Consider the following 13386-nt stretch of genomic DNA (forward strand, 5'->3'; position numbering starts at 1 on the left):
GGCCTCGCGATTTCATTCAAGCAATCAGCGGTCGTTCTTCATCGATGAACGGGTCGCGTTGCTCAAGCCCTTGGTGTTATGGGTGCCCGGCGTAGCGGCGGAAATCGCCGAGGCCTTGGTCAAGCCGCGAGTATCACGGTCCTTGGCAATGGCGGACGTCGCCGACGCCTTGCTGGCGCGATCGGTGCGGGTGGTGCCGGTGTGCTTACCGCTCAGGCCATGATCGCGAGTCCGAGTACCGGCGTGATCACTGGCCAGTCCTTTGCCGTGGCCGCTGGAGTCGCTGGACTTGCCACCGTTGCCATTGCCTTGCCCGCCGCCCACGCCGCCACCGTGGCCGCCGCCATTCCCTCCGCCATTGCCGCCACCGCCTCCATTACCGCCGCCACCGCCGTTGCCACCGCCCGCGGCATAGCTCGAACCGATAGGTGACAGGTCGGCAGGCAACAAAGCCGAGGCGCCGAGCGCCAAGGCACAGACAGCTACGGCGATGAGGGATTTCTTGTGTTTGGACATGATGTCTCCGAAAGACAAAAACAGCGGGTGAACCTCTAAGACTTGAAGGTTCAATTTTTGTTCGCGGGCGTCCGACCAAATGATCATGAATTCATTGTCGATTTTTCGGTGGAGTCGTCCCGGCCACGGTTCTATGCTCTGCCCATGAACCTACATCACTCGCTGCTTCCGCCCCACGCCGAGATGGTCCGCGCCATGCTCGAACGAGACACCACCTACGAGGGGGTGTTCTTCACCGCGGTCAAGACCACCGGTATTTTCTGCCGCCCCAGCTGCACGGCACGCAAGCCGAAGCCGGAGAACGTCGAGTTCTTTGCCCACGCCGACGAGGCGATGTCCGCCGGTTATCGGGCCTGCCTGCGTTGCAAGCCGCTGGATGCCGCCGCCATCGCCCCGGACTGGATCCAGGCATTGCTCAAAGCCGTCGACGCCGAGCCAGACCTGCGCTGGACCGACGCCCTGCTGCTGGAACAAGGCATCGAACCGCTGAAACTGCGCCGCTGGTTCAAACAGCATTTCGGCATGACCTTCCACGCCTACCTGCGCACTCGGCGCCTGGGCATCGCCCTGGGCGGGATAAAGGAAGGCGCCTCGATCGACAATGCGGCGTTCGACTCCGGCTATGAATCGCTGAGCGGGTTTCGTGATGCCTTCGTCAAATCCTTCCACATCACCCCCGGCCGCGCCGGCCTCAGCGAACCCTTGCTGTTTACTCGCCTGACCACGCCATTGGGGCCGATGCTGGCCATGGCCGAACGTCGCGGCCTGGTATTGCTGGAGTTTCTCGATCGCCCGGCCTTGACCAGGGAGCTGGAGGAACTGCAGCAACGCTACGGCTACACGGTTGCGCCGGGCCACAATGCGCATCTGCAACAGATCGAAAGCGAGCTGGCCGACTATTTCGCCGGCAAGCTCACGGTTTTCAACGTCCCGTTGCACATGCCTGGCAGCGCCTTCGCGGCCAGGGTCTGGGCCGAGCTGCAGAAAATCCCCTACGGCGAAACCCGCAGCTACGGCGTCGTCGCCAACGCACTGGGCAGCCCTGGCGCCAGCCGCGCCGTGGGCCTGGCCAATGGACAGAACCGCCTGGCCATCGTCATCCCTTGTCACCGGGTGATTGGGGCGGATGGCTCTTTGACCGGCTATGGCGGCGGTCAGCCGCGCAAGGCGTTTCTATTACGGTTGGAGCGAGCCGCGGTGCAGGTTTCGTTGCCTTTGGCGTTTTGACTGATGGCGGCGCCTTATCAGCAAGCGAGCACTTTCCTGGCAGGCCTGGACGAAGACTGGCGGCGCCATATCGAGTCGATCGGTCCTTGCCTTCTGCAACCCAAACCGGCCCGGGATCCGTATGAGGCGCTGATGCGGGCGATTGCCTATCAGCAACTGCACGCCAAGGCCGGGGATGCGATCATTGGCCGGCTGCTCGGGCTGTACCCATCGGGGACGTTTCCCGGGCCTGAGCAGATACTGGCAACTGATGCAGCGCAATTGCGCGGTTGTGGATTTTCAGCCAGCAAGATCGCCACTCTCCAGGGTATAGCCCAGGCCACGCTGGACGGCATCGTGCCGGATTACGCCACGGCGCAGGCCATGGACGATGAAGCACTGATCAAGCGCCTGGTCACCCTGCGCGGCGTCGGACGCTGGACCGTGGAGATGCTGTTGATCTATAGCCTGGAACGGCTGGATATCCTGCCTGCGGATGATTTTGGGGTTCGCGAGGGTTATCGGCGGCTCAAAGTGCTGGAAACCCAACCGAGCTCCAGACAGATGAGCGAAATCGGCCGGGCCTGGAGCCCTTGTCGGACGGTGGCGGCGTGGTACCTGTGGCGGGTGCCCAAGTGATGTTGGCTTGCAGGGATGCTTTCGCGAGCAGGCTCGCTCCCACAGGGGATTTGTGGACTTCCCGATTCCAATGTGGGAGCGAGCCTGCTCGCGAAGGCGTCCGCACATTCAACATAAAATCAACCGGCAAAAAACGCCGACCGTCTAGGCTGTACTGAACCATTTCCAATCCACCGGAGGTTCCCATGCACCTCGAAGGATCCTGCCACTGCGGCGCCGTGTCGTTCAGCCTGGACAGCAGTCACCCCTACCCTTACCAACGTTGCTACTGCTCGATCTGCCGCAAGACCCAGGGCGGCGGTGGTTTTGCGATCAACCTGGGGGGAGACGCCACGAGCCTGAAGGTGCAGGGTCGCAAGCACATCTCGATCTACCATGCGCGGCTCAAGGACGAGGGCGACAAACGCGCCCACCGCAGCAGCGCCGAGCGGCATTTCTGCTCGCTGTGCGGCTCGGGATTATGGTTGTTCAGCCCTGAATGGCCGGAATTGATCCACCCTTTCGCCTCAGCCATCGACACGCCGCTGCCGGTGCCGCCGGAACGTACCCATCTGATGCTGGGCTCCAAGGCGCCATGGGTCGAGGTCGAGGCGCGCTCGGGCGACCAGCAGTTCGACGTGTATCCCGAAGAATCGATTGCCCGATGGCATGAACGCCTGGGTTTGACCCTTTGAGATGCAGCGCGGCTTTGGGCCCTATCGCGAGCAAGCTCGCTCCCACAGGGGATTCGGGATGGATTCAGGATTTGTGTTCAAAGAGAGTCCAATGTGGGAGCGAGCTTGCTCGCGATGGCGCCGTCATGAACACCACAGTTCCTAAAGCGCAGGCACACCACTGTGGAAGCGAAACTCCACGTCCACTGATTCGATCAACTCGCGCTCCGCCTCGCGGACCCTCTCAATGACCTGGGCAATATCCTTGGCGTCGCCATACTGGTAGGCCAGTTTCAGGTAACCCTGAAAATGTCGGGCCTCGCTTTTCAGCAGGCCGAAATAGAACTTGCCCAGCTCCTCGTCCAGATGCGGCACCAGGGCCTCGAAACGCTCACAACTGCGGGCTTCGATAAAAGCGCCGACCACCAGGGTGTCCACCAGTTTCACCGGTTCGTGGCTGCGCACCACTTTACGCAGGCCCGAAGCGTAGCGCCCGGCGGAGAGCTGGCGCAGGGCGACCTTGCGTTTTTTCATCAAGCGCATGACCTGCTCGTGATGCACCAGTTCTTCCCGGGCCAGGCGCGACATCATATTGATCAGGTCGACATGGGAGTGATATTTGGCGATCAGACTCAAGGCAGTGCTGGCGGCCTTGAATTCACAGTTCTTGTGGTCGATCAGCAACGTTTCCTGGTCGGCCAGCGCCGCCTGGACCCAGGCATCGGGGGTGCGGCAGCCGAGGAATTCGTGGATTTCGGGAAGGATCATGAGACTCACGGGCAAAGGTAGTCGAGCGAAGGGCGCCGATTATACCGGCCTGCCCCCAGACCACCAGCCACCGGCGTTGATATGCATCAAGTCGACGAGCCGTCCAGAACAACTATAGTTGAGCAACGCCGTGCCTTTTCATTGCTGGAGACGCCGATCATGCAAGCCATTCGCAGCATCCTCGTGGTCATCGAACCCGAACATTCGGAAAGCCTGGCACTCAAGCGCGCCAAACTGATCGCCGGCGTGACCCAGGCCCATTTGCACTTGCTGGTCTGCGACAAACACCATGACCATGCCGGGATGCTCAGCGTCCTGAAGGCCGCACTGGCGGCCGACGGCTACAGCGTGACCACCGAGCAGGCCTGGAACGAAAGTCTCTACGAAACCATCATCGACGTGCAGCAGGCCGAAGGCTGTGGCTTGGTCATCAAGCAGCACTTCCCCGATAGCCCCTTGAAAAAAGCCCTGCTGACCCCGGCCGACTGGAAACTGCTGCGCCATTGCCCGACCCCGGTGCTGCTGGTCAAGACGTCGGGATCCTGGAAAGACCGGGTGATTCTGGCCGCCGTCGACGTGGGCAATGCCGATGGTGAGCACCGCCACCTGCACTCGACGATCATCGACCATGGCTACGACATCGCCCTCCTCGCCAAGGCGCACCTGCATGTCATCAGCGCCCACCCGTCGCCGATGCTCTCGTCCGCCGACCCGACCTACCAGCTCAAGGAAACCATCGAGGCGCGCTACCGTGAGCAATGCCGGGCGTTCCAGGCCGAATTCGACATTGATGACGAGCACCTGCATATCCAGGAAGGCCCGGCGGACGTCTTGATTCCATACATGGCCCACAAGCTCCAGGCCGCTGTCACCGTGATCGGCACCGTGGCCCGCTCGGGTTTGTCAGGGGTGCTGATCGGCAACACCGCCGAAGCCGTGCTCGATACGCTGGAAAGCGATGTGCTGGTGCTCAAGCCGCAGGAGGTGGAGGACCATCTGGTGGAGATGGCGGCAAAAGAATAAAAGGCTTGGGCGATCAAGCTCTTGTGGCGAGGGAGCTTGCTCCCGCTCGGCTGCGCAGCAGACACCTGGGTTTTTCAGGTTCAAAAATTATTCGGATCAAGAGCGAGGGTCGCGTCGCAACCCAGCGGGAGCAAGCTCCCTCGCCACAAGAGCTACTGGGTACAAAGCAACTTGCCACACATAGGGCCTGTCAGCCGCCAATCGCATCCTTCAAGAACCCCGGCGCGATGTAGCGCTGGTAATGCGCTTCGGATAGGAGGAAAAATTCCCGATCAATGGCATCGCGCAGGTCGGGCAGTTCCCAGTCGCGAAATTCCGGCAGCAGCACCATGCCGTACGCTTCCAGGTTATTGATCACCCGTGCGCCCCGGGCGATCAACTGATAGGCCCAGCAATATTCCGACTGGTGCGGCACGAAGCGGATCTTGCGCGATTCCAGTTGCTGGCGCAGCAGCTGCGGGTCGAAAACCTCCAGCTTGGCCACCATCACCTGCACCAGCAACTGCTCGAGCCGCAACCACACCGCGCGCTTTTCCTCTTCGTTGTAGCCGTTCCAGTGAATCACTTCGTGGTGGAACCGCTTGCAGCCACGGCACACCAGGTCACCGTAGACAGTGGAACAGAGGCCGACGCAGGGGGTCTTGATGAGCTGGTTGGGCATAAGGCAACGCACACGCAAAAACAGGACAGGCCGGCATGTTAGCCCTTTGTCTAAGATTGATCACCCCTCAAACTTCCAGGCTCAACTTACCTTTAATTTTTTTTTCCCGTAGAATCAGCCAGCCTTTTAAGGCGCCAATGTCCGTTAGAAGCTGTTTTCAAAGCGTCACGAGCACAGTCGTTCCTTCAGAGCGGTGTTGGCGAAGGGTCTTTCCAGCGGGGAAAGCCCAACGCCAACCCTCATCAGCTCCCGTTCTGCAGGCGTAAAACTTTGAAAGCAGCTTCTGTGAGGAACTCCGGCAATTCTGGCGTGGAGGCCCAAAAAGCCCCCTGACGCGCATGAGTGCCGTGAGTTTCTGGATGAGCGTCCCGGACACCCATTTGGGACCACTGATGAGGGTAATAACTGTGCTTGAAGCCTACCGCAAACATATCGAAGAGCGCGCAGCACTGGGTATCGTTCCCCAGCCGCTTAACGCCGAACAAACCGCAGGCCTGATCGAGCTGCTGAAGAATCCCCCGGCTGGCGAAGAAGCTTTCCTCGTTGACCTGATCACCAATCGCGTTCCGCCTGGAGTCGACGAAGCCGCCTACGTCAAGGCCGGTTTCCTGTCCGCCCTGGCCAAGGGCGAAGCCCAATCCCCTCTGATCGACAAGAAGCGCGCTGTAGAACTGCTCGGCACCATGCAGGGCGGCTACAACATCGTGACCCTGGTAGACCTGCTGGACGACGCCGAACTGGCCCCGGTCGCCGCCGAAGAACTCAAGCACACGCTGCTGATGTTCGATGCCTTCCACGATGTGGCGGAAAAAGCCAAGAACGGCAACGTCCACGCCAAGGCCGTCCTGCAATCCTGGGCCGATGGCGAGTGGTTCAAGAACCGCCCGGTGCTGGCCGACAAGATCAGCCTGCGGGTCTTCAAGGTCACCGGCGAAACCAACACCGACGACCTGTCCCCTGCCCCTGACGCCTGGTCCCGCCCGGACATCCCGCTGCACGCACTGGCCATGCTGAAAATGGCTCGCGACGGCATCGTGCCCGATGAGCAAGGCAAGACCGGCCCGATGAAGCAGATCGAAGAGATGCGTGGCCAAGGTTTCCCGATCGCCTACGTCGGTGACGTGGTCGGTACCGGTTCCTCGCGTAAATCCGCCACCAACTCGGTGCTGTGGTTCTTCGGCGACGACGTCCCGTATGTGCCGAACAAGCGCGCCGGTGGTTTCTGCTTCGGCAGCAAGATCGCGCCGATTTTCTACAACACAATGGAAGACGCCGGCGCCCTGCCGATCGAATTCGATGTGTCGAACATGCACATGGGCGACGTGATCGACCTGTACCCGCATGCTGGCAAAGTCTGCAAGCACGGCACCGATGAAGTCCTGACCACCTTCGAAATGAAGACCCCGGTCCTGCTTGACGAAGTCCGTGCCGGCGGCCGTATCCCGCTGATCATTGGCCGTGGCCTGACCGAAAAAGCCCGCGCCGAGCTGGGCCTGCCGCCTTCGGACCTGTTCAAGAAGCCTGAAGCGCCGGCCGAAAGCACCAAGGGCTTCACCCTGGCGCAGAAAATGGTCGGCAAGGCTTGCGGCGTGACCGGCGTTCGCCCGGGCACCTACTGCGAGCCGAAGATGACCACCGTCGGCTCCCAGGACACCACCGGTCCGATGACCCGTGACGAACTGAAAGACCTGGCGTGCCTGGGCTTCTCGACCGACCTGGTGATGCAGTCCTTCTGCCACACCGCGGCGTATCCGAAGCCGATCGACGTGACCACCCACCACACCCTGCCAGACTTCATCATGACCCGTGGCGGCGTGTCCCTGCGTCCGGGCGACGGCATCATCCACAGCTGGCTGAACCGCATGCTGCTGCCGGACACCGTCGGCACCGGTGGTGACTCTCACACCCGTTTCCCGATCGGCATCTCGTTCCCGGCCGGTTCCGGCCTGGTCGCCTTCGCCGCCGCCACCGGCGTGATGCCGCTGGACATGCCCGAGTCGATCCTGGTGCGTTTCAAGGGCAAGCTGCAACCGGGCGTCACCCTGCGTGACCTGGTCCATGCGATCCCTTACTACGCTATCCAGAAAGGCTTGTTGACTGTCGAGAAGAAAGGCAAGAAAAACGCCTTCTCCGGCCGCATCCTGGAAATCGAAGGCCTGGAAACCCTGACCGTCGAGCAGGCTTTCGAACTGTCCGATGCCTCGGCAGAACGTTCGGCCGCAGGTTGCACCATCAAGCTGTCCAAGGAATCGATTGCCGAGTACCTGAAGTCGAACATCACCCTGCTGCGCTGGATGATCGGCGAAGGCTACGGCGATGCCCGCACCCTGGAGCGTCGTGCCCAGGCGATGGAAGCCTGGCTGGCCAACCCGGAACTGCTGGAAGCCGACAAGGACGCCGAGTACGCGGAAATCATCGAAATCGACCTGGCCGACGTCAAGGAGCCTGTGCTCTGCGCGCCGAACGACCCGGACGATGCCCGCCTGCTCTCCAGCGTTGCTGGCGAGAAGATCGACGAAGTGTTCATCGGTTCCTGCATGACCAACATCGGTCACTTCCGCGCTGCCGGCAAGTTGCTCGACCAGGTCAAGGGTCAGCTGCCAACCCGTCTGTGGCTGTCGCCGCCGACCAAGATGGACGCTCACCAGCTCACCGAAGAAGGCTACTACGGCATCTACGGCAAGGCCGGTGCACGGATGGAAATGCCGGGCTGCTCGCTGTGCATGGGTAACCAGGCGCGCGTGGAACCGAACTCCACCGTGGTCTCCACTTCGACCCGTAACTTCCCGAACCGTCTGGGTGACGGCGCGAATGTCTACCTGGCTTCGGCTGAGCTGGCATCCGTGGCGTCGATCCTGGGTCGCCTGCCGACCGTCGAGGAGTACATGGAATACGCCGGCAAGATCGACAGCATGGCAGCGGACGTATACCGCTACCTGAGCTTCGACCAGATCGCCGAGTTCCGTGAAGCGGCTGCCAACGCCAACATCCCGGTCGTTCAAGCGTAAAGCTTAAAGCGCACCACTGAAACGCCGCCCTTCTTGCGAGGGGCGGCGTTTTTTTATGCCTTGGGATTTGATGCAAGCTGACAGACCGCTTTCGCGAGCAGGCTCGCTCCCACAGGGATTTTTGTGGCCGCTGCAATTTTGGCAGACAACCCAGAACCCATGTGGGAGCGAGCCTGCTCGCGAAGGCGGCGGCACAGCCAACATCCCTACCGACTGAACCACCGCTTGCGCGAGCAGGCTCGCTCCCACATAAACGCAGGTCAGGCCATGAGGGAATAGACCAACGCAGTGATCGCCACCAAGCCCACCGACACCACAAAGACATTCGACGCCTGACCACGATAGCGGGCCATGGCCGGGACTTTGCGGATGGCGTACATCGGCATCAAGAACAGGATGGCCGCGATGACCGGACCGCCCAGGGTTTCGATCATGCCGAGGATGCTCGGGTTGAGGGTGGCGACGATCCAGCACACCACCAGCATGAACGCTGCGGTCAGCCGATCGAGGGTCTTGGGTGCCGGGCGGCGGCCGCTCTTGACGACCAGGCCCTTGAGGCCCTCGCTGGCGCCGATGTAGTGCCCCAGGAACGACTTGGAGATCGCCACGAAGGCAATCAGCGGTGCCGCGAAGGCGATAGTCGGGTTGCTGAAATGGTTCGCCAGGTACGACAGGATCGACAGGTTCTGCGCCTTGGCCTCGGCCAGTTGTGCCGGGGACAGGGTCAGCACGCAACTGAACACGAAGAACAGCACCATCACCACCATCAGCACATGGGCACGCGACAGGATCTGCGCGCTGCGTTCCTCGGCGTTGGCACCGTAGCGACGCTTCTGGTCCACCGCGAATGCCGAGATGATCGGCGAATGGTTGAACGAGAAGACCATCACCGGAATCGCCAGCCACAAGGTGTGCAGCAGGGCCGAAGGTTCAGGCACCGTGGACGCCTTGGTGAGGATGCCGCCGTTCCAGTGCGGGATCAGGAACACCGCCAGGAACAGCAGCGCCACGATGAACGGGTAGACCATCAGGCTCATGGCCTTGACGATCGCTTGTTCGCCGCAGCGCACCACTGCCAGCAGACCGAGGATCAGCACCAGTGACAACACGGCCCGGGGCGGCGGCTGGATCTGCAACTGATGCTCCAGGAAACTGCCCACCGTATTGGTCAAGGCCACGCTGTAGATCAGCAGGATCGGGAAGATTGCAAAGAAGTACAACAGCGTGATCAACGCGCCGGCCTTGATACCGAAATGCTCTTCCACGACCTCGGTAATGTCCGCGCCGTCACGGCCGGACAACACGAAGCGGGTCAGCCCACGATGGGCGTAGAAGGTCATGGGAAACGCCAGCACAGCCAGGATCAGCAACGGCCAGAAACCACCGAGGCCGGCATTGATCGGCAGGAACAACGTGCCGGCACCGATGGCGGTGCCAAACAGGCCCAGCATCCAGGTCGTGTCATGGCGACTCCATTCGCCGAGGGTGGCGGGGGCTGTCGTTTCAAAGCGCTCTTCAACGCTGTTGGCCTGATCATTCATCCGGTCGGATCTCCGCATTCCGGTCATATGCACCCGGCCGGGACGAGTCGGAAAAATCCGACAGGCAGCGCCCCTGGCCGAAACAGGGGCGCGATTGTCCGGGATTCATGAACAGAAGCAAAGACTTAGCTGAGGAATGGTTATCCGGAGCAGATCATGGACAGAAAAATTGTCCCCCACATTCCTTGTGGGAGCGAGCCTGCTCGCGAAGAGGCCCTTCATGTAACACCTCACTGCCTGAACCAGCGTCTTCGCGAGCAGGCTCGCTCCCACAGGGAATGTGCCAGCCAAAAATGAAATACAAAAAGCCCAAGCTACACCTCCCTGCGGCCCCTACAATCAGGTTGAATATCAAAATCGCCCGCGCCCACAGGAGCACAGCATGACCGCAACCGTTCTGGTACTGGTTGAAACCGTCAACGAATACTTGCCGATTCTCGAACGCCAGGGCTATCACCTGGAACTGGCGCCTACGCCAGCCGAACGCAGGACGGCGATTTTCGAACACGGCGAACGGTTCAGCGCGGTGCTGACGCGCGGCCCCCTGGGTCTGACCGCCGAGGAAATCGACGCCCTGCCCAACCTGAGGATCATCTGCGTGATCGGCGCCGGTTATGAGCAAGTGGATCTGCAAGCCGCCCGCAACCGAGGCATCGTGGTCTCCAACGGCGCCGGGGTGAACGCCTCCTCGGTGGCCGACCATGCCATGGCCCTGCTGCTGGCGCTGGTGCGGGACGTGCCTCGGTCCGACGCCGCCCTGCGCCGTGGCGAGTGGCCGCGCCAGATGCGTCCCTCCCTGGCGGGCAAGCACCTGGGCGTGCTGGGACTCGGCGCCGTGGGCATGGCGATCGCCAAGCGTGCCGCCCTGGGTTTCGACATGAGCATCAGCTACCACAACCGGCGGGTTCGCAGCGATGTCCCGTATACCTTTTGCGCCACGCCAACGGAATTGGCCCGGGTCTCGGACTTCCTCATCGTTGCCACGCCTGGCGGCCTGGACACCCGGCAATTGATCACCCGACAAGTCCTGGATGCCCTCGGTCCCAATGGCTATCTGGTCAACATCGCCCGGGCCAGCGTAGTCGCCACCGCCGATCTCGTCAGCGCCCTTGAACAGCGGCGAATTGCCGGGGCGGCACTCGATGTGTTCGACCACGAACCGGAGGTGCCCGATGCCTTGAAAAGCCTGCCAAACGTGGTCCTGACGCCGCATGTGGCCGGGTTGTCGCCGGAAGCGAACCGGGCGATGGTGGAACTGGTGGGCCAGAACCTGACCGCGTTTTTTGCCGGCGAACCGGTATTGACCCCGGTGCCATTGCCTGACAGGCAACGTTGACTCGACCGATACGAACCCTGCATCCGTGGTGGCAGCTCATCAGGTCCGCTGATTACCCAGCAACACGCTGACCTATAAGACCCCGGCGTGCTTGTGACGCCTCCCAAGCGCCATTAGATTAGCCAATGATCGATGGCCTCCAAAATAAGCAGAAGGGATAAGCATGGCAGTTACTGATCAGTCCACCCGCGTGCGCGACGGTGAAGAACTCGATGCCAGCCTGATCGACCCGTACCTCAAGGCTCATATTCCTGGCCTGACCGGCACGCCGCTGATCAGCCAGTTTCCCGGCGGTGCGTCGAACCTGACCTACCTGCTGGAATACCCCGAGCAGGAGTTCGTGCTGCGGCGCCCGCCGTTCGGCCACAAGGCCAAGTCCGCCCACGACATGGGCCGTGAATTCCGCATCCTCAATCAACTGCGCGACGGCTTCCCGTACTGCCCCAAAGCCTACGTCCACTGCACTGACGAATCGGTGATGGGCGCCGAGTTCTACGTGATGGAACGAGTCAAGGGCATCATCCTGCGCTCCGAATTGCCGCCGGAGCTGGGTTTCGATGCAGCCCGCACCGAAGCCCTGTGCAAGAGTTTCATCGACCGGCTCGTCGAACTGCACCGTGTTGACTACACCGCCTGCGGCCTGGCCGACCTGGGCAAGCCCGAAGGCTACGTGGCCCGGCAGATCCGCGGCTGGAGCGACCGTTACGAAAAAGCGCTGACCCCCGATGCGCCGAAATGGACGGCGGTCAAGGCATGGCTCAACGACAAGATGCCCGCCGATCATCCGACCTCCAGCATCGTCCACAACGACTACCGCTTCGACAACGTCATCCTCGACCCGGACAACCCGATGCAGATCATCGGCGTGCTGGACTGGGAGCTGACCACCCTCGGCGACCCGTTGATGGACCTGGGCAACAGCCTCGCCTACTGGATCGAAGCCGACGACCCGGGGCCGGTACAACTGATGCGCCGCCAGCCCAGCCATGCGCCGGGCATGCTGACCCGCCGAGAGTTCGTCGACTACTACGCCGAGCGCGCCGGAGTCCGCATCGACAACTTCGACTTCTATTACACCTATGGGCTGTTCCGCCTGGCCGGTATCGTCCAGCAGATCTACTACCGCTTCTTCAATGGCCAGACCCAGGACAAACGCTTCGCGCAGTTCGTTCAGATGAACAAGCTGCTGGAGCAGATGAGCCTGCAAGTCATCAGCAAATCCACGCTCTGAGCGCACCTATAACAAGGAAACAGCATGTCCAAGACCCAGTTGTTCGACCTCGACGGCAAGATCGCTTTCGTTTCCGGCGCCAGCCGCGGCATCGGCGAAGCCATCGCCAAACTGCTGGCCCAGCAAGGCGCCCACGTGATCGTTTCGAGCCGCAAGCTCGACGGCTGCCAGCACGTCGCCGATGCGATCATCGCCGCTGGCGGCAAGGCCACCGCGATCGCTTGCCACATCGGCGAAATGGAGCAGATCAGCCAGGTGTTCGCCGGGATTCGCGAGCAGTTCGGGCGCCTGGACATCCTGGTGAACAATGCGGCCACCAACCCGCAGTTCTGCAATGTGCTGGATACTGACCTGGGCGCGTTCCAGAAAACCGTCGATGTGAACATCCGCGGCTATTTCTTCATGTCGGTGGAAGCCGGCAAGCTGATGCGCGAGAACGGCGGCGGCAGCATCATCAACGTGGCGTCGATCAATGGCATCTCGCCGGGCATTTTCCAGGGCATCTATTCGGTGACCAAGGCCGCGGTGATCAACATGACCAAGGTTTTTGCCAAGGAGTGCGCGCAGTTCGGCATCCGTTGCAATGCCCTGCTGCCGGGCCTGACCGATACCAAGTTCGCCTCGGCGCTGGTCAAGAACGACGCCATCCTGAAGACCGCCCTGGCGCAGATCCCCCTCAAGCGCGTGGCCGACCCGAGCGAAATGGCCGGCGCGGTGTTGTACCTGGCCAGCGATGCGTCGAGCTACACCACGGGCGTGGCGTTGAATGTGGATGGCGGGTTCTTGTCCTGAGGATATTTCCCT

At 61.5% G+C, this 13386-nt stretch carries 12 protein-coding genes; 8 read left to right on the plus strand and 4 right to left on the minus strand.

From position 1 onward, the window contains the following. Positions 1-24: 24 nt before the first annotated feature. Complete coding sequence (locus M1E16_RS16805; protein ID WP_458127919.1) at positions 25-516, minus strand: hypothetical protein; 492 nt, start codon at positions 514-516, stop codon at positions 25-27. Positions 517-660: 144 nt separating this feature from the next. Here M1E16_RS16805 and M1E16_RS16810 point away from each other — a divergent pair, with 144 nt between their 5' ends. The 3 genes from M1E16_RS16810 to M1E16_RS16820 all read left to right on the plus strand — a co-directional run bounded on the left by M1E16_RS16810 (position 661) and on the right by M1E16_RS16820 (position 3035). Further along, entirely contained in the window at positions 661-1743 is a 1083-nt protein-coding gene (locus M1E16_RS16810; protein WP_458127920.1) for a bifunctional transcriptional activator/DNA repair enzyme AdaA, read from the plus strand. Between the two features lie 3 nt (positions 1744-1746). After that, entirely contained in the window at positions 1747-2361 is a 615-nt protein-coding gene (locus tag M1E16_RS16815; RefSeq protein WP_458127921.1) for a DNA-3-methyladenine glycosylase family protein, read from the plus strand. A 185-nt stretch (positions 2362-2546) separates the two neighbouring features. After that, positions 2547-3035: a GFA family protein gene (locus M1E16_RS16820; protein WP_434697465.1), complete on the plus strand. Its 489-nt coding sequence runs from the start codon at positions 2547-2549 to the stop codon at positions 3033-3035. 141 nt (positions 3036-3176) lie between these two features. On the opposite strand, the gene M1E16_RS16825 is transcribed toward M1E16_RS16820, so the two are convergent. Next, positions 3177-3782, minus strand: coding sequence for a tRNA-(ms[2]io[6]A)-hydroxylase (locus M1E16_RS16825; protein WP_434601118.1), 606 nt, complete (start codon positions 3780-3782; stop codon positions 3177-3179). A 159-nt stretch (positions 3783-3941) separates the two neighbouring features. Here M1E16_RS16825 and M1E16_RS16830 point away from each other — a divergent pair, with 159 nt between their 5' ends. Next, the gene (locus M1E16_RS16830) at positions 3942-4805 is read left to right on the plus strand and encodes a universal stress protein (RefSeq protein ID WP_434573569.1); all 864 of its coding nucleotides are present in this window, start codon (positions 3942-3944) and stop codon (positions 4803-4805) included. Positions 4806-4995: 190 nt separating this feature from the next. Here the strand turns inward: M1E16_RS16830 and M1E16_RS16835 are convergent, their stop codons facing one another. Next, positions 4996-5466 (minus strand): DUF1289 domain-containing protein, encoded by a 471-nt coding sequence (locus tag M1E16_RS16835; protein WP_434573568.1) that lies wholly within the window; start codon positions 5464-5466, stop codon positions 4996-4998. Positions 5467-5873: 407 nt separating this feature from the next. Between M1E16_RS16835 and acnB the strand changes: the two genes are divergently transcribed. Further along, positions 5874-8474, plus strand: coding sequence for a bifunctional aconitate hydratase 2/2-methylisocitrate dehydratase (gene acnB, locus M1E16_RS16840; protein ID WP_305501222.1), 2601 nt, complete (start codon positions 5874-5876; stop codon positions 8472-8474). Positions 8475-8734: 260 nt separating this feature from the next. On the opposite strand, the gene M1E16_RS16845 is transcribed toward acnB, so the two are convergent. Further along, positions 8735-10015 (minus strand): serine/threonine transporter, encoded by a 1281-nt coding sequence (locus M1E16_RS16845; protein WP_458127922.1) that lies wholly within the window; start codon positions 10013-10015, stop codon positions 8735-8737. A 382-nt stretch (positions 10016-10397) separates the two neighbouring features. On the opposite strand from M1E16_RS16845, the gene M1E16_RS16850 reads away from it, so the two are divergent. The 3 genes from M1E16_RS16850 to M1E16_RS16860 all read left to right on the plus strand — a co-directional run bounded on the left by M1E16_RS16850 (position 10398) and on the right by M1E16_RS16860 (position 13374). Then, positions 10398-11351: a 2-hydroxyacid dehydrogenase gene (locus tag M1E16_RS16850; protein ID WP_458127923.1), complete on the plus strand. Its 954-nt coding sequence runs from the start codon at positions 10398-10400 to the stop codon at positions 11349-11351. Positions 11352-11514: 163 nt separating this feature from the next. Next, complete coding sequence (locus M1E16_RS16855) at positions 11515-12582, plus strand: phosphotransferase family protein (RefSeq protein WP_458127924.1); 1068 nt, start codon at positions 11515-11517, stop codon at positions 12580-12582. A 24-nt stretch (positions 12583-12606) separates the two neighbouring features. Further along, on the plus strand, positions 12607-13374 hold the full coding sequence (locus M1E16_RS16860) for an SDR family oxidoreductase (protein WP_003180553.1): 768 nt from the start codon (positions 12607-12609) through the stop codon (positions 13372-13374). Positions 13375-13386: the final 12 nt, after the last annotated feature.

It is taken from the genome of Pseudomonas sp. Z2-11 (assembly GCF_054161305.1).